Raw genomic sequence first — 17,240 nt, 5'->3', positions numbered from 1 at the left:
ACAACACTGTGACATTCGGATAGCCACTCAATCGACTGTAGGAGCGCGCTTGCCCGCGAAAAATCGCTCTCACAACAAAAGATGCGTTGAATTGACTGCCGCCATCGCGGGCAAGCGCGCTCCTACAGGGGGTTGAGGCGGCGGATTACTCTATGCCGCGCGGTAGGAAAAGCGTCACCCGCAACCCGCCCTCGCGCATGTTCTGCAACGTCACTTCGCCGCCGTGGCTATGGGCGATATTACGGGCAATCCCTAGCCCGAGCCCGTAGCCCTGCTGGTGTTTGCCGGCCAGCCGGAAATGCGGCTCGAAGACTTGTTCCATTCGCTGCTCCGGCACACCCGGCCCCTCGTCCTCGACGTGCAAAATGAACGCGTCGGCGTCGTCCTCCACAAGCAGGTGTGCACGGTCGCCGTACTTGATCGCGTTGTCGATCAGGTTGCCCATGCAGCGGCGCAGCGCCAGGGGCTTGCCGTAGTACATCGACATTGCCTTGCCCTGCAACGTGACACGGCCCGCACCGTCGGGAGAGAGATATGGTTCGATCAGGCAATCCAGCGCGTGATTGAGGTCGACCGGCTCGATGTTCTCGTGAATGTCGGTGTCCTTCACGCACTGCAACGCGCCTTTGACCAGCAGTTCAAGCTCATCCAGATCACGGGTGAATTTGGCCTGCATCTGTTCGTCTTCGAGCAGCTCGACGCGCAGCCGCAAGCGAGTGATCGGGGTGCGCAGGTCATGGGAAATCGCACTGAATAACTGACCGCGCTCGGTCAGGTAGCGACTGATGCGATCGCGCATGGTGTTGAACGCGCGGGTCACTTCCACCACTTCACTGCCGCCGCCCTCCACCACCGGTTCAACGTCAGCACCCAAAGACAGGTCCCGCGCAGCATGGGCGAGACGCTTGAGCGGGCCGCTCTGCCAGTGCACCAGCAGGCCGATGAAGACCAGCAGGAAAATACTGGTCAGGGCAATGAACCAGACTTGTTGCGAGGGCAGACCTTCCGACTCGAGCATGGTGTAGGGCTCAGGCAGCAGCGAGGCGATGTACAGCCATTCGCCGGGCGACAGCTCGATCTGCGTGACCAGCACGGGCGGGTTCACCGGTTCCAGGGTCAGCGCGTAATGGGCCCACGAGCGCGGCAGCTCGTCGAGCCTCAGGCCGCTGTTGAAAATGCGCAGGTCTTCAGGGCGAACAAAGCGCACGAGGATGTCCGGATCGGCGCCGAGGTTCTGCCGCAGCACCTGACCGACCACATCGATAACCGCCGTCTTGCGCGCAGTAGGCTCAAGCACCTGCATTTCCAGCGGACGATCATTGAGCGATACGAAGAACCGCGTGCCGCCCATGCTGCGCAGCTGATCGAGCACCAGCGGCCGAAACGCGACCGGCAGCGAGCGGAAGTAACTCACGCTCGCCGCCATGGAGAAACCCAGGCTGCGGGCGCTGGTGACCAGGCCTTCCATCTGCGTCGCGCGCAACTGCGACAGCCAGATAAGGCTGGACAGGGTCTGCGCCAGCAACACGGCGAACAAGGTCAGCAGGAGCATGCGCCCGAGCAGCGAGTGCGGCACCGGCAAGCGGCGTTTCTTGTCGGTCACCATCAAGGACTAGTAACCGTTGCCGGCTTGCGGCAGCACATTGGCTGCCAGCAGATAACCGCTGCCTCGTACGGTGCGGATCAATCGCGGCGCCTTGCCGGTGTCACGCAAACGCTGACGCAGGCGGCTCACCGCCATGTCGACGATGCGCTCCAGCGGCATCAGCTCACGGCCACGGGTGGCGTTGCCGATGGTGTCGCGATCGAGAATCTGTTGGGGGTTGTCGAGGAACAGCTTGAGCAGCGCGAAATCGGCGCCCGACAAAATCACTTCTTCGCCGTCGTTGTGGAACAGCCGGTGACTGACCATGTCCAGCCGCCATTCATCGAACACCAGCACTTCGCCGCCGCTGCGCTCCTGGCCGAACTGGGCGCGACGCAACAACGCCTTGATCCGGGCCTGAAGTTCACGGGGGCTGAAGGGTTTGGCCATGTAGTCATCGGCGCCGAGTTCCAGACCGATGACACGATCGGCCTCGTCAGAGCTGGCGGTGAGCATGATGATGGGGATATGCGGTTGACGCGGATGCTGCCTGACCCAGCGACACAGGCTGAAGCCGTCTTCATCGGGGAGCATGACGTCGAGGATCAGCAGATCGCTGGCCTCTTGGTTGAATGCCTGACGAAACTCGGCCCCATCGCCGACCGTGCGCACCTGAAAACCGGAACGGCTCAGGTAGGCTTGCAGCAACTCGCAAATCTCCTGGTCATCGTCGACCACCAGAATCGATTTACTGACAGCGTTCACATGGTCGTCCTTGTGAGCAATGGTGGGTAAGGCAGCTTCAAGCTTCAAGCTCAAAGCGGCCAGCGAGACGTACGCGGTCTTTGCTTGCAGCTTGCAGCTTATCGCTTGCCGCTAGCGCTCGTCGCATATTGATCCAGCGCCACGCCTGCGCCCATCAAGCCAGGGTACTCGGCCGTGACCAGCCAGACCGGCACGTCCTTGAAATAATCCTTCATCAATCCCTTCTCGGCGAACGCCTTGTTGAAGCCGCTCTGCATGAAGAAATCAACGAAGCGCGGGATCACGCCACCGGCAATATACACGCCGCCGCGCCCGCCGACAGTCAGTACGTTATTGCCGGCCACGCGACCGAGGAACACGCAGAACTGCTCAAGCACTGCGCTGGCGACAGGATCACCCTTCAGCGCCGCCGAGGTGATGGCCGCCGGGGATTTGAGTTCCGGCTCGATCTCGTCCAGCCCGCAGCTGACTTGATACAGCAACAACAGTCCGGCGCCACTCAGAATCGTCTCGGCGCTGACATGCTCATGGGTCGCCATCAAACGCATCCACAACAGGGCTTCGCGAGGCGTGCCGATCGGCAGATCAACGTGACCGCCCTCCCCCGGCACCGCAGTCCAACGCGCTTCGCCGCTGCGGATCAAGGTGCCGACGCCAAGCCCGGTCCCGGGCCCGATCACCACACGCGCACCCATAGGATCGCCCTTGCCATGGCGCACGGTCAGGTACTCGTCGTCCTTCAGGCGGGTCATGCCCAGGGCCATGGCCGTGAAGTCGTTGACCAGGATCAGGTGGTCGATCTTCAGTTCGGCGCAGAACGCCTGCCGGTTGATCTTCCAGTGACTGTTGGTGAAGTGAAAATCATCGCCGGTCACCGGCCCGGCCACGGCCAGGCAAAGGGAGGTGACATCACCGCGCTGCAATTCCAGGTCCTGCAGATAGACCAGCAAGGCCTTTTCAGGACTCGCGTAATCGACCGTTGCGAACACACGGATCGAATGCAACTGCTCGTCTTCCCAAATGGCAAAACGCGCATTTGTGCCGCCGATATCACCCACCATCGCCAATGTCACTTAAGCGTCTCCAGATTCGAAGTAAAGGCGCTGGCGCCCTTCTCTGCCGAGCTGAAGGCCATGCGCATGAAACCGAACAGTTCACGGCCGCTGCCCACGTTATGGGACAGGCGACCGATTGCCGGCTCTCTGGCGGCCAATTCTGCCGGTTCGACCAGAACTTGCAACGTTCCTTTCACGCCATCGACACGAATGAGATCCCCATCACGCACCAACGCCAGCGGCCCGCCGTCGGAGGCTTCCGGGCAAACGTGAATCGCCGCCGGGATTTTCCCGGAAGCGCCGGACATGCGCCCGTCGGTAATCAGGGCCACTTTGAAGCCACGGTCCTGCAACACGCCCAGAAACGGCGTCATCTTGTGCAGCTCAGGCATGCCGTTGGAGCGTGGCCCCTGGAAACGCATGACCGCCACAAAATCGCACTCCAGTTCACCGGCCTTGAAGGCGTCGGCGAGGTCCTGCTGGTCTTCGAATACTTTGGCGCGCGCTTCGACGATCTGATGCTCCAGCGCAACGGCAGAGACTTTCATCACGCCGCGGCCCAGGTTGCCTTCCATCACCCGCAGGCCGCCTTCGGCCGAGAACGGACGTGCGATGGGGCGCAGGACGTTTTCGTCGAGGCTTTCGATCGGCCCATCTCGCCACACCAGCTTGCCCTCTTCCAGGAACGGTTCCTGGGTGTAGCGACGCAGACCACGGCCCATGACCGTGTTGACATCTTCGTGCATCAGGCCCGCGTCGAGCAGCTCGCGGATCAGGAACGACATGCCGCCGGCGGCCTGGAAGTGGTTGATGTCGGCTTTGCCGTTCGGGTAGACGTGGGACAGGGTCGGCACGACCTCCGACAGATCGGCCATGTCCTGCCAGGTCAACTGGATGCCCGCGCACTGGGCAATTGCTGGCATGTGCAGCGTGTGGTTGGTGGAACCGCCCGTCGCGTGCAAGGCAACAATCGAGTTGACCAGCGAACGTTCGTCCACAATCTCTCCGAGAGGGATGAAGTCGCCGCTTTGTTTGGTCAGACGCGTCACCTGGAACGCCGCCTCGCGTGTCAGGGCATCGCGTAGCGGTGTGTAGGGATTAACGAAAGAGGCGCCCGGAAGATGCAGACCCATGACTTCCATGAGCAACTGGTTGGTGTTCGCCGTGCCGTAGAAGGTGCAGGTACCCGGACCGTGGTAGGACTTCATTTCCGAATCCAGCAGCTCTTCGCGAGTCGCCTTGCCTTCGGCGTATCGCTGACGCACATCGGCTTTCTCTTTGTTGGAGATGCCCGACACCATTGGCCCACCCGGCACAAAAATGGTCGGCAGATGACCAAAGCGCAACGACCCCATCAGCAAGCCCGGGACGATCTTGTCGCAGATGCCCAGCATCAGCGCGCCGTCGAACATGTTGTGGGACAACGCCACCGCCGTTGCCATCGCAATGACTTCTCGGCTGGCGATACTCAATTCCATGCCCGGCTCGCCCTGGGTGACGCCGTCACACATCGCCGGAACGCCACCGGCAAACTGCCCCACCGAGCCAATTTCACGCAGCGCTTTTTTGATCTGTTCGGGGAAGTGTTCGTACGGCTGATGGGCCGAGAGCATGTCGTTGTAGGAGGAGACGATGGCGATGTTGGCCGCATTCATCATGCGCAGGCTGTTCTTGTCATCGGGACCACATGCCGCCACGCCGTGGGCGAAGTTGGCACATTGCAGCTTGCCGCGCATCGGCCCGTCGCTCGCCGCACCCCGGATCAATTGCAGGTAGCGTTGACGGGTTTCACGGCTGCGAGCAATCAGCCGTTCGGTTACCTCAAGGACGCGGGGATGCATGTCATGGACTCCAGGCTAGCGGATGGGTCACCCGTTCAGGCGCTTTCACCAGGCTGCGATCAAATCCGGGGCTCAGACGAGAGCGGCGGCAAGCAATTGATTTTCAGCCAGTTGTGACGGCCAGACGGGTTTCTATTTGTAGATAAAACAAAATACTGCCACTAAAAGGGGTTGTTTTCTATTTTTATGAGAATAATCTTGTAATTCCAACAACAAATTCCTGAGGACGGGTGTATGACTCTCCGCATCGCAATCAATGGCTTTGGCCGAATCGGCCGCAACGTCCTACGCGCACTTTATACCCAAGGCTACCGTCAGGACCTGCAAGTCGTCGCCATCAATGACCTGGGCGACAGCGAGATCAACGCCCACCTGCTGAAATTCGACACCGTGCACGGGCCGTTCGACGGCACCGTGGAGCACGATCAGGAAAGCCTGACCGTCAACGGTGACCGCATTGCAGTCAGCGCTATCCGCAACCCGGCCGAGCTGCCATGGAAATCCCTGAACATCGACGTGGTGTTCGAATGCACCGGTCTGTTCACCGACCGCACCAAGGCCGCCGCGCATATCACCGCCGGCGCGAAGAAAGTGATTATTTCAGCACCGGCCAAAGGCGCCGATGCGACGATCGTCTACGGCGTCAACCATGACGTGCTGCGCCAGTCCCATCAGGTCATCTCCAACGCATCGTGCACCACCAACTGCCTGGCGCCGGTTGCCCAGGTGCTGAACCGTGAGTTGGGCATCGAGAGCGGTCTGATGACCACCATCCACGCCTACACCAACGACCAGAACCTGATCGACGTCTACCACACCGACCCGTACCGCGCGCGTTCGGCGACTCAGTCGATGATCCCGAGCAAGACCGGTGCTGCCGAAGCGGTCGGCCTGGTGCTGCCGGAACTGGCAGGCAAGCTGACCGGCATGGCCGTGCGTGTGCCGGTGATCAACGTGTCGCTGGTCGACCTGACCATTCAGCTCAAGCGCGATGCGACGGCCGAAGAAGTCAACGCGATCATGAAAGAAGCGGCGCAGCATTCGAAGATCCTCGGCTACAACACCCTGCCGCTGGTTTCCCACGACTTCAATCACAACCCGCTGTCGTCGATCTTCGACGCGAACCACACCAAGGTCAGCGGTCGCCTGCTGAAGGTGCTGGCGTGGTACGACAACGAATGGGGCTTCTCTAACCGCATGCTGGATAACTGCCTGGCGTTGATGAATGCCGACTAAGTAACGGGATCGCCCTGTGTAGGAGCGAGCTTGCTCGCGAAGACGGACTTCAGCCTCTGGATAGTCAGCGGATGCAATGATCTCTTCGCGATCAAACTCCCTCCCTCAGTAATGACTATCGTCCCCAGACAACGCCCTTACAATCTGTGCAAATCCCTGCCTTGACCTGACCTCCAGATGATAAGCATTATCATCTGCTGAATTCTGGTCGGGTGTCCCCGTGACTCAGTCGCACTTCAATACGGTCTTTCTCGCCCGGCGAACCATGCTGTTGCGCACGCTTCAGCGCATGGTGCGCAGCCACACCACGGCCGAAGACCTGCTGCAGGAAACCTATCTGCGTGTCACCCGCGCGCTCGCCGAGCGAGCCATCGACCACCTCGAACCCTTCGTCTTCCAGACCGCGCGCAATCTGGCCCTGGATCATCTGCGCGCCAGGCGCGTTCAAGCGCGCACCATCATTGACGATGCGCCGATCAGCGATATCCACAATGTCGTTGCCCCCGACGCCGCGCTGGAGGATGCCACCCACGCCAACCGTTTGCTGGAAAGCCTGACCGCGAGTCTGGAAACCCTGTCGCCCCGGCAGCAGAAAATATTCACCCTCAGTCGGCTCCACGGCGTGAGTTATCTGGAGATCGCCGAGCAGTTTGGGGTCTCTACCAGCACCGTGCAAAAAGAACTCAAGCTGGTCATGACGCTTTGCATGACGGTGGCAGCGCGTCTGGATCACTGAACTTCATCCGTAAGAATTCGTCAGTTGGTGCTTCAGAGTGACGCTACACTGCCGCCCAAACCGTGGACCCCGAGGACGCTGCTTGACGGACGCCCAATCACCCCGCCCCACTCCGGAGGAGGCGGCACGCGCCAGGACGATGGATCAGGCCCTGACCTGGCTGATCGAGCTGGAAATCGCCGATGCGGCAACGCATGCGCGCTTTCTTGAGTGGCTCGAAGCCGATCCTTCCCACGGCGAAGCCTTCGCCAGCGCCGAAGCCGTGTGGCACTCGCAACCGGTGTTCGATGCAGCTGCGGTACTGGCTGGGCGGAAAAAAACCTAGCGCCGGGTGATGTGCTGGCAAAAGATGTGTTGGCAGAACCAGCCGCGTGATTGCTCCAGAGCTGATGATCTCGCATTGACCGAAATTATTTTTACGCGATAGCCGCCCCCCGTACGTCTAGTCATAGCCAATGCAACTGATTCCTATTTGAATCATCTCGCAACAACTATGACGACCCGCACGACAGGGAGCGCTATCCATGCTGTCCAGCTTCAACCCCGCACCATCCGCCCCGCCCGCCACTACTCATCACCTCGGGCTTTCGTTGCTAACGATCGCCATTTTCGCCGCAGCGCTGCACAGCCCCGCCGCTGCCGCTGCCGCTGCCGCTGCCGCTGCCGCTGCCGCTGCCGCTGCCGCTGCCGAACAAAGTACCGCGTTGGAACTGCAGCAGATCACGGTCAGTGCCACACGTCAGGCGCAGTCGGTGGAGTCGGTCCCCGGTACGGTGACCGTCCAGGACCGCGGAGCGCTGGATCGACGCAACGTCAACAGCATCCGCGACCTGGTACGCGACGAGCCTGGCGTTTCCGTGGGCGGGGCCGGCCAGCGTGCGGGCACCAGCGGCTACAACATTCGCGGCATCGATGGCGACCGGATCCTGACGCAGGTGGATGGCGTTGAAGTGCCGGACAATTTCTTCCAGGGCCCCTTCGCCAACACTCACCGGAATTACGTTGATCCGGAGATGATCAAGCGCGTGGAGATCCTGCGCGGGCCAGCGTCGGCGCTGTATGGGAGCAGCGCCATCGGCGGCGCGGTGAGTTATTACACCCTCGACCCCGAGGACATCATCAAGCCGGGCAAGGACGTCGGCGCGCGCCTGAAAACCGGCTACAGCTCGGCGGACAACAGTTGGCTGAACTCATCCACGGTTGCCGGCCGGGCGGGGGACTTCGACGGCTTGTTGCACGTCAGTCAGCGCAACGGCCACGAGACCGAGTCCTACGGCGAGCATGGCGGGACCGGGCTGTCCCGCACGGCGGCCAACCCGGAAGACGCCCGCGCCACCAATGTGCTGGCCAAGCTGGGCTGGAACTACGGCGACAATGATCGCCTGGGGTTCACTTACGAGAAGTACAAGGACGACACCCATACCAATCAGAAGAGTGTGGTGGGTGGGCCTTTCAATGCCGGTGTTGGCTTCGGCTACTACGGTTCACGTGAAGGGAACGACGTCATTACCCGCGAGCGGTTTGGCCTGGAAAACAGCTTTGTGCTGGACAGCGTGTTGGCTGACAACGCCAAGTGGAGCTTGAACTACCAGATTGCTAAGACTGATCAAAATACCTTTGAAAGGTATCTGCCCTCTAACCCCAGAAGCGGGGCGGTTTTGCGAGATGTCTGGCGCACCCGCGACACCCAGTACAAAGAACGCCAATGGATCCTGGACGCACAGCTGGATAAAGCGTTCGACATTGGCGACACCCAGCACTTGCTGACGTACGGCACGACCCTAAAACAACAGAAGGTGACAGGGCTTCGAACAGGAACAGCCACCTGTGAGTCGGTCGTCGGAACCTGCCGCACCCTCGGGGCAGTAAGTGCCAGCGCGAACGACATCGTGGCACCCACCAATGACTTCCCGAACCCGACGATCACCACCTACGCGCTGTTTGCTCAGGATCAGATCAAGTGGGGCGACTGGACCTTCATGCCCGGCGCCCGCTACGACTACACCGCGCTCGACCCGCACGCCACGGATTCATTCCTGAAGAGCGTCAACCTGACCAGCAAGAGCGAGTTCGACGGCAGCACGAAAAAATGGCATCGCCTGTCACCCAAGCTGGGGCTGACGTATGCGTTCAACGACGCCTACACCTGGTACGGCCAGTACGCCGAGGGTTTCCGCACGCCGAGCGCAAAAGCATTGTATGGCCGCTTCGAGAACACCCGGGGCAATTACGTCGTGGAGCCCAATCCAGACCTGAAACCGGAGACCAGTAAAAGCTACGAAACCGGGCTGCGCGGTCACTTCGACGAGGGCATGTTTGATCTCGCGCTGTTCTACAACACGTACCGCGACTTCATTAATGAGGACGCGGTGATTCCAGCCAACGCCACCACCACGACCTTCCAGTCCAACAACATGAAGCACGCCACCATCAAGGGCGTCGAACTCAAGGGTCGTTTGAATCTGGACAGCTTCGGCGCACCCGAAGGCCTCTACACCCGGGGTTCGCTGGCCTATCTGTACGGCCGCAACAACGACACCGGCCAGCCCCTCAATAGCATCAACCCGCTGACCGGCGTGTTCGGGCTGGGTTATGACCAGAACACCTACGGCGGCTTGCTGAACTGGACGCTGGTGAAGCGCAAGACGCGGGTCGACACCAGCAACTACTACGCCCCCGATGGTGCAAACCGGTTCAAGACACCGGGCTTCGGTCTCGTTGACCTCACGGGTTATTACAAAGTCGCCCAAGACGTCACGGTCAGCGGCGGCCTGTACAACCTGGCGGACAAAAAATACTGGCTGTGGGATGACGTGCGCGGCTACGACAGCGTCGGCGAAGCAGGGGCCACCGCCCCCGCCAACCTCGACAGGCTGACCCAGCCCGGCCGCAATTTTGCCGTCAACGTGGTGTGGGACATCTGACCGTTCCCCGTTGCAGGAGCGTGATTTTTTTACGCGCCTGCAACGCTCGTTCGTCTTGTTAACAAGCGCCCCATTTCCAAGGAAGACCCATGACCGACAACTCGATTCGTCGCTCGCAACGACTGAACCAGATCACCCATGCTCCCCATGAACAACTGGACAAGGCGGTGAAAGCCAACGCGCCGTTCGAAACGCTAGCCAGCTACAGGCGATTCCTCAGCGCCCAATACCTGTTTCAGGAAGAGCTGAAGAAGCTGTACACGCACCCGCAGTTGGTCGAGCTGATTGCCGACCTGCCTGACCGATGCCGCGCCGAACAGGCCAAGGCCGATCTGCTTGATCTTGAGGCTGGCATACCTGCCCCTGTCGCGGGTGCCGTCGATGGGCCCAGCCTTGCCGAAGCATTGGGCTGGCTGTTTGTCTCGGAGGGCTCGAAGCTGGGCGCCGCCTTTCTGATCAAGCGCGCCGTGGCCTTGAACCTCAACGAGACGTTCGGCGCCCGCCATCTGGGTGAACCGTCAGGCGGTCGCGCCGACGGCTGGAAACGCTTCATCCGGATCATTGATGATCTACCGTTCAACGCCGAGCAGGAGCTCGAGATAGACCGCGGTGCGGTGGCGGCCTTCGAACGTTTTAACGCTCTGCTGCAACACGCTTATGCCCCCACGCCCGAAGCGGAACCCGCCTGATACCGGGCCTTTTGCGCCCGGCACTGATAAGCTGAGCGCCTTTTGCGGGACGTGAAAATCCCGCAACACCTGCTCACTCTGCATTACCGAGACCATGACCAGTACTCCACCCGGCAGCAAACTGTCCCGCATCCTGTTTGGCATCCTCGCCTATGTGAGCCTGACGATCGGCATCATCGCGATTTTCATTCCGGGCCTGCCCACCACCGAATTCATTCTGCTGGCGGCATGGGCGGCGACGCGTAGCTCGCCGCGCCTGAGCGCGTGGCTCGAGAATCATCGGGTGTTCGGACCGATGCTGAGCAACTGGCGAAACGGCAAGATGATTGCGCGCAAGGCCAAGATCAGCGCCACGGTCACCATGCTGATCTGCGCGGTCATGATGCTGGTGGTGCTGAAACACAATTGGTGGATCTACTTCGCGGTGGCCGGCATGGTGCTGGTCAATCTGTGGATCTGGTCACGGCCTGAGCCTTCGCAGGTTCAGCCGGAAAAGTGAGGTGTAGGACCGGCTTCAGCCGCGAAGAGGCCGGTTTGAACGTCCTCAATCCTGGGGCGTGACACCTGACGCCTTCCCGGCTGAAGCCGGTCCCACAAACAGCACTCGGCATATGAGCCTGAACCCGAGGCGGCCCCATGGGTCTGTCCTCTTACGTTCACCACCTTCTTCAGGAGCCATCGCCATGTTCGAGCCAGGTCATCTGCACATCGTCCACCCCGCTCTGCAACCACACGACGTCGGCTACGATCTTCATATCCGCTATGAGGTCAGCCAGACCGATTCGGGTCAGGGCATGCAGTTCACCCTGGAAGGCGACGTCAATGGCCAGGCGGTCAATGAAACGTTCGAACTGCCCAAGGACAAGGCCTACAACTTCGCCAGCGAGGCCTCGCGCAGACTGGAGAAGCATGGCCTGCCGAGAACCACCGACCTGCATGCGATGCACGGTGGATACGACCAGATGTTCGAAGACATCCGCCACAAGCTCGACATGAAGTCAGGTGATCCCGTGAAGCCGGAACATCTGGAATAGCCAGGCGCTCTTTCACGGTCTCGGGATGGGCGATGCGATTACTGGCATAATCGTCTCCCTCACTCCCGCGAACCCTTTCCCTCCCCATGCGCATTCACGTCACGTTCATTGACCGCGTCGGCATCACCCAGGAAGTACTGGCCATCCTCGGCGCGCGCAACCTGAACCTCGATGCCGTGGAAATGGTCCCGCCCAACGTCTATATCGATGCACCGACGCTGAGCCATGACGTGCTTGAAGAACTCAAGGACCGGCTGTTTCGCGTGCGCGGTGTCGAAGCGATCACGGTGGTCGACATCCTTCCCGGCCAGCGCCGTCACCTGCAACTCGATGCCCTGCTGGCAGCAATGACCGACCCGGTGCTTGCCCTCGACAGCGCCGGCCATGTGTTACTGGCAAACCCGGCGCTGGTTGCGCTGTATGGCCGGGAACCCGCGGGCGAGTCGATTGGCGAACTATTTTCCGATGCAGGCCTGCAATCGGCGCTGCTGGAAAACGGCTTTCGTCTGCCACTGCGCGAAGTGACTCTGAATGGCGAGGCCTTGCTGCTGGACGCGACGCCGATCACCGATGCGGGCGCATTGCTGACCCTTTATCAGCCAAGCCGGATTGGCGAACGCCTGTCGGCACTGCACCACGATCATGCCGAAGGTTTCGATGCGCTGCTGGGCGATTCCGCGCCGATTCGCACGCTTAAAGCCCGCGCACAACGGGTCGCGGCACTGGATGCGCCGCTGCTGATTCAGGGCGAAACCGGTACGGGCAAGGAACTGGTGGCGCGGGCGTGTCATGCCGTGAGCGCGCGCAATGGAGCGCCTTTTCTCGCGCTGAACTGCGCGGCGCTGCCGGAGAACCTCGCCGAAAGCGAACTGTTCGGCTACGCCCCCGGCGCCTTTACCGGTGCGCAGCGGGGCGGCAAACCGGGGCTGATGGAACTCGCCAACAAAGGCACCGTGTTTCTCGACGAGATCGGCGAGATGTCGCCGTATCTGCAGGCCAAACTGCTGCGCTTTCTCAACGACGGCAGCTTTCGGCGGGTCGGCGGCGATAAGGAAGTGCAGGTCAACGTGCGCATCTTGAGTGCCACCCATCGTGATCTGGAGAAAATGGTCGCCGAAGGCACCTTTCGCGAAGACCTGTTCTATCGCCTGAACGTGCTCAATCTGGACGTGCCGCCGCTACGTGAACGCGGTCAGGACATCCTGATGCTGGCGCGCTATTTCATGGAACAGGCCTGCACGCAGATTCAGCGACCGGTCTGCCGCCTTGCACCGACTACGTACCCTGCCCTGCTTGGGAACCGCTGGCCGGGCAACGTGCGCCAGTTGCAGAACGTGATCTTCCGCGCAGCGGCCATTTGCGACAGCTCGCAGGTCGACATCGGCGACCTCGACATCGCCGGCACGTCGGTGGCAAGGGGCAGTGATGGCGAAGTCGAAAGCCTGGAAGGTGCGGTCGAGGATTTTGAAAAGTCGCTGCTGGAGAAGCTCTACAGCCAGTATCCCTCGACGCGGCAACTGGCCGCGCGGCTGCAAACATCACACACCGCGATCGCCCATCGGTTGCGCAAGTACGGTATTCCCGGCAAAGCTTGAGACGCAGGTCTGTGTGGGCCTCACGTCAAGTGCTGCACGACGCCGGGCTGGGAAGAAATGCGTCCGTAGGAGCAGGCTTGCTGGCGAATGGGTCTAACATCCACAGATACTTTGACCGTCAACAACGGGTTCGCCAGCAAGCCGGCTCCTACAAATCGCATTCAACGCGATCCCTGGCACGATATCGAAACACCGTATCGAAATCATTCCGGTCGCTCAACGTCGATACCCGGTGCCGCGGCCCTAGGCCCAGCCCACCCATGCACCCTATTTGCGTATCGATTTCGTTCCAGCAGCTCTTAACGCACCCACTGCTCCTATCGCCACCGCCCAACGTTTCCGCGCCCCTGCGCACCTTGGCCGCAAACTTGCTATGCACTCCCTCCATCACGCCCGGGCATAACGGGCGATTTACCATCTGGGGAGATTCCATGAGCGAGTTGCGTTTTACCGAAGACCATGAGTGGCTGCGCGCCGAAACGGACGGCAGCGTTACAGTCGGCATCACCGCCTTTGCGCAGGACGCACTGGGTGACGTGGTTTTCGTGCAACTGCCGGAGCTGCAGTCCTACGACAAAGGCGCCGAAGCGGCCACCGTCGAATCGGTCAAAGCCGCCAGCGGCGTGTACATGCCCCTCGATGGCGAAGTCGTCGAAACCAATCCCGCGCTGGACGCCAACCCCGAACTGGTCAACGAAGATCCCCTCGGCCAGGGTTGGTTTTTCCGCTTTATTCCTTCCAATCCCGACGCTGTCGGCCAACTGCTGACTCAAGACGCCTATGATCGTCTGATCAAAGCCAACGCCGAAGCCTGAGGAGCGCGCAATGACTGACCGTATTGAATTGAGCACCGCCAACGAGTTCATCGCCCGCCACATCGGCCCGCGTGCCGCTGATGAGAAAGCCATGCTCACCACCCTGGGCTATGACTCCCTCGACGCGCTGACCGCCAGCGTCATCCCTGAATCCATCAAGGGCACCAGCGTTCTCGGCTTGTCCGCCGGGCAAAGCGAAGCCGACGCGCTCGCCGACATCAAAGCCATCGCCGACAAGAATCAGCTGTTCAAAACCTACATCGGCCAGGGTTACTACAACACTCACACGCCGGCGCCGATCCTGCGCAACCTGCTGGAAAACCCGGCCTGGTACACCGCTTACACACCGTATCAGCCGGAGATTTCCCAAGGCCGTCTGGAGTCGCTGCTGAACTTCCAGACCCTGATCAGCGACCTGACCGGCCTGCCGATCGCCAACGCCTCGCTGCTCGACGAAGCGACCGCCGCCGCCGAAGCCATGACCTTCTGCAAACGCCTGAGCAAGAACAAGAGCAGCAACAAGTTCTTCGCCTCCGCCCATTGCCACCCGCAAACCCTCGACGTGCTGCAAACCCGCGCCGAGCCGCTGGGGATTGAAGTGGTCGTTGGGGACGACGCTCAACTGACCGACGTCAGCGAGTTCTTCGGCGCGCTGCTGCAGTACCCTGCCAGCAATGGCGACGTGTTCGACTACCGCGAACTGGTCGAGCGCTTCCATGCCGCCAACGCTCTGGTCGCCGTGGCCGCCGACCTGCTGGCCCTGACCCTGCTCACCCCACCGGGCGAGTTTGGCGCTGACGTGGCCATCGGCAGTGCGCAACGCTTCGGCGTGCCGCTGGGTTTCGGTGGTCCGCACGCGGCCTACTTCTCCACCCGCGACGCCTACAAGCGCGACATGCCCGGGCGACTGGTCGGTGTGTCCATCGACCGCTTCGGCAAGACCGCCCTGCGTCTGGCCATGCAAACCCGCGAGCAACACATTCGTCGCGAGAAGGCCACCAGCAACATCTGCACCGCGCAGGTGCTGCTCGCCAACATCGCCAGCATGTACGCCGTGTACCACGGCCCACGCGGCCTGACCCGTATCGCCAACCGCGTGCATCACCTGACCGCGATTTTCGCCGAGGGCCTGAGCCAGCTGGGCTTGAAGGCCGAGCAGTCCTTCTTCTTCGACAGCATCACCCTGAACACCGGCGCCAAAACGGCCGACCTGCACGCCAAGGCCCGAGCCCACGAGATCAACCTGCGTGAAGTAGATGCCGAGCGCCTGGGCGTTTCGCTGGACGAAACCACCAAGCAAGCCGACGTCGAAGTCCTGTGGTCCCTCTTCGCGGCTGAAGGCCAGGCCGTGCCTGACTTCACCGCGCTGGCCGACAGCGTCGAAGCGCGCCTGCCCGCCGAGCTAAAACGCCAGTCGGCGATTCTCAGCCACCCGGTATTCAACCGTTACCACTCCGAAACCGAGCTGATGCGCTACCTGCGTCGCCTCGCGGACAAGGACCTGGCGCTGGACCGCACGATGATCCCGCTGGGCTCGTGCACCATGAAACTCAACGCCGCCAGCGAAATGATCCCGGTGACCTGGGCCGAGTTCGGCAACCTGCACCCGTTCGCCCCGGCCGATCAAAGCGCCGGATACCAGCAACTGACCGACGAACTGGAAGCGATGCTCTGCGCCGCCACCGGTTATGACGCGATCTCCCTGCAACCGAACGCTGGTTCCCAGGGCGAGTACGCGGGCCTCTTGGCCATTCGTGCTTACCACCAGAGCCGTGGCGATGAGCGTCGCGACATCTGCCTGATTCCATCGTCGGCCCACGGCACCAACCCGGCGACCGCCAACATGGCCGGCATGCGCGTAGTCGTGACCGCTTGCGATGCCCGCGGCAACGTCGACATCGAAGACCTGCGCGCCAAGGCCATCGAGCACCGCGAACACCTCGCTGCCCTGATGATCACCTATCCGTCGACCCACGGCGTGTTCGAAGAAGGCATCCGCGAAATCTGCGGCATCGTTCATGACAACGGCGGCCAGGTGTACATCGATGGCGCCAACATGAACGCCATGGTCGGCCTCTGCGCACCGGGCAAGTTCGGCGGCGACGTGTCTCACCTCAACCTGCACAAAACTTTCTGCATTCCCCACGGCGGCGGCGGCCCGGGCGTTGGCCCGATCGGCGTCAAATCGCATCTGGCGGCATTCATGCCGGGCCACGCCCGAATGGAACGCAAGCAAGGCGCGGTCTGCGCAGCACCGTTCGGCAGCGCGAGCATCTTGCCGATCACCTGGATGTACATTCGCATGATGGGCGGCGAAGGCCTCAAGCGCGCCTCGCAGCTGGCGATCCTCAATGCCAACTACATCTCCCGTCGCCTGGAAGAGCACTACCCGGTGCTCTACACCGGCAGCAACGGCCTGGTCGCCCACGAATGCATTCTTGACCTGCGCCCCCTGAAAGAAACCAGCGGCATCAGCGTCGATGACGTCGCCAAGCGCCTGATCGACTTCGGCTTCCACGCGCCGACCATGTCTTTCCCGGTCGCAGGCACGTTGATGATCGAGCCGACCGAAAGCGAATCGAAAGAGGAGCTGGACCGCTTCTGCGACGCGATGATCAAGATCCGCGAAGAAATCCGCGCGGTCGAAAGCGGCGCGCTGGACAAGGACGACAACCCGCTGAAAAACGCGCCGCACACCGCCGCTGAACTGGTGGGCGAATGGAATCATCCGTACAGCCGCGAGCAGGCCGTGTACCCGGTGGCGTCGTTGATCGAAGGCAAATACTGGCCACCGGTCGGTCGTGTCGACAACGTGTTCGGCGACCGCAACCTGGTGTGCGCCTGCCCGTCCATCGAAGACTACGCTTAAAAAAGCCACGAGCCTCTAGCCGCAAGCCACAAGTGAAAGCCGATCGGCTTTTTCTTGCGGCTTGTAGCTTGCTGCTTGCTACTGCTTCACCTCCCG

Annotated in this window: 14 protein-coding genes; 10 read left to right on the top strand and 4 right to left on the bottom strand. The window is 61.3% G+C overall.

The window, feature by feature from the left end:
- Positions 1-145: 145 nt before the first annotated feature.
- The 4 genes from BMY98_RS02655 to edd all read right to left on the bottom strand — a co-directional run bounded on the left by BMY98_RS02655 (position 146) and on the right by edd (position 5,246).
- A complete protein-coding gene (locus BMY98_RS02655) occupies positions 146-1,606 on the bottom strand; it encodes an ATP-binding protein (protein WP_074884315.1) in 1,461 nt (486 codons plus the stop codon).
- 6 nt (positions 1,607-1,612) lie between these two features.
- Positions 1,613-2,350 carry a response regulator gene (locus BMY98_RS02650; protein WP_074884312.1) on the bottom strand — a complete coding sequence of 246 codons (738 nt, stop codon included), beginning with the start codon at positions 2,348-2,350 and terminating at the stop codon, positions 1,613-1,615.
- 98 nt (positions 2,351-2,448) lie between these two features.
- Positions 2,449-3,423 carry a glucokinase gene (locus BMY98_RS02645; protein ID WP_074884309.1) on the bottom strand — a complete coding sequence of 325 codons (975 nt, stop codon included), beginning with the start codon at positions 3,421-3,423 and terminating at the stop codon, positions 2,449-2,451.
- Positions 3,420-5,246, bottom strand: a complete 1,827-nt coding sequence (gene edd / locus BMY98_RS02640) for a phosphogluconate dehydratase (protein ID WP_074884306.1) — start codon at positions 5,244-5,246, stop codon at positions 3,420-3,422. The genes BMY98_RS02645 and edd overlap by 4 nt, the downstream gene beginning before the upstream one ends.
- A 234-nt stretch (positions 5,247-5,480) precedes the next feature.
- On the opposite strand from edd, the gene gap reads away from it, so the two are divergent.
- The 10 genes from gap (at position 5,481) to gcvP (ending at position 17,144) form a co-directional block, all read left to right on the top strand.
- Positions 5,481-6,482, top strand: a complete 1,002-nt coding sequence (gene gap / locus BMY98_RS02635; RefSeq protein WP_074884303.1) for a type I glyceraldehyde-3-phosphate dehydrogenase — start codon at positions 5,481-5,483, stop codon at positions 6,480-6,482.
- Positions 6,483-6,702: 220 nt separating this feature from the next.
- A complete protein-coding gene (locus tag BMY98_RS02630) occupies positions 6,703-7,218 on the top strand; it encodes an RNA polymerase sigma factor (protein ID WP_074884300.1) in 516 nt (171 codons plus the stop codon).
- A gap of 139 nt (positions 7,219-7,357) precedes the next feature.
- Positions 7,358-7,543, top strand: a complete 186-nt coding sequence (locus tag BMY98_RS02625; protein ID WP_074884297.1) for a FecR/PupR family sigma factor regulator — start codon at positions 7,358-7,360, stop codon at positions 7,541-7,543.
- Positions 7,544-7,742: 199 nt separating this feature from the next.
- Complete coding sequence (locus tag BMY98_RS02620; protein ID WP_083398693.1) at positions 7,743-10,142, top strand: TonB-dependent hemoglobin/transferrin/lactoferrin family receptor; 2,400 nt, start codon at positions 7,743-7,745, stop codon at positions 10,140-10,142.
- Between the two features lie 89 nt (positions 10,143-10,231).
- Entirely contained in the window at positions 10,232-10,831 is a 600-nt protein-coding gene (locus tag BMY98_RS02615) for a biliverdin-producing heme oxygenase (protein WP_074884293.1), read from the top strand.
- A 94-nt stretch (positions 10,832-10,925) separates the two neighbouring features.
- Positions 10,926-11,330 carry a YbaN family protein gene (locus tag BMY98_RS02610; RefSeq protein ID WP_074884290.1) on the top strand — a complete coding sequence of 135 codons (405 nt, stop codon included), beginning with the start codon at positions 10,926-10,928 and terminating at the stop codon, positions 11,328-11,330.
- 184 nt (positions 11,331-11,514) lie between these two features.
- Positions 11,515-11,865 carry a DUF5064 family protein gene (locus BMY98_RS02605; RefSeq protein WP_074884287.1) on the top strand — a complete coding sequence of 117 codons (351 nt, stop codon included), beginning with the start codon at positions 11,515-11,517 and terminating at the stop codon, positions 11,863-11,865.
- 86 nt (positions 11,866-11,951) lie between these two features.
- Complete coding sequence (locus tag BMY98_RS02600; RefSeq protein ID WP_074884284.1) at positions 11,952-13,460, top strand: sigma-54-dependent transcriptional regulator; 1,509 nt, start codon at positions 11,952-11,954, stop codon at positions 13,458-13,460.
- A gap of 431 nt (positions 13,461-13,891) precedes the next feature.
- Entirely contained in the window at positions 13,892-14,275 is a 384-nt protein-coding gene (gcvH, locus tag BMY98_RS02590; protein WP_065992021.1) for a glycine cleavage system protein GcvH, read from the top strand.
- Between the two features lie 10 nt (positions 14,276-14,285).
- Positions 14,286-17,144, top strand: a complete 2,859-nt coding sequence (gene gcvP, locus BMY98_RS02585) for an aminomethyl-transferring glycine dehydrogenase (protein WP_074884280.1) — start codon at positions 14,286-14,288, stop codon at positions 17,142-17,144.
- The last annotated feature ends 96 nt before the right edge of the window (positions 17,145-17,240 follow it).

This window comes from Pseudomonas graminis (genome assembly GCF_900111735.1).
Classification (GTDB): domain Bacteria; phylum Pseudomonadota; class Gammaproteobacteria; order Pseudomonadales; family Pseudomonadaceae; genus Aquipseudomonas; species Aquipseudomonas graminis.
This window is presented reverse-complemented; position numbering and strand designations above follow the sequence as displayed.